The 452-nt window shown below is 36.1% G+C and carries 1 protein-coding gene; it reads right to left on the reverse strand.

Annotated features, from left to right (window positions below):
* Positions 1–452: group II intron reverse transcriptase/maturase (locus AC1DJR_RS33420; protein WP_477004616.1), on the reverse strand; the 452-nt coding region annotated here is incomplete at both ends.

Consider the following 452-nt stretch of genomic DNA (forward strand, 5'->3'; position numbering starts at 1 on the left):
GATTAGCCATCAACCTTTGAATAAGCGATGTTCGGGATTGGTAGGATACTTCCGAAGGAAGTTTTTCTATATCCTTTTTAGTTATAGGAGCTTTATTCCTACGAAATCCCTTATCATAAAGCACTTCCGTTTTCTTGCCGGACTTTGTCTTATAACTGACTTGGAATATTCCATTCACCATAAATTTTTGTTTAGCTTTGCCTAAGGTAGTACGGTACTTATTTGCTAAGGTTTTATACATAGAGTATTCCAGGAGATACTTATAACTGTTTAAATGGCACACATTCACCGCCAGTTGATAATATTGATAGGTTCCACGTATTTGAGCGTTATAGTTCCTTAAAATCTCAAGAGGCACTAATTTAATTAACTCTGGACGGTGAATTGGTTTCCATTGACCTGTCTTTTGGTTGACTTTTATTGCCCCTTTTTTAAATAGGCGACTATAGACA

This window comes from Bacillus sp. 05T31 (assembly GCF_056396725.1).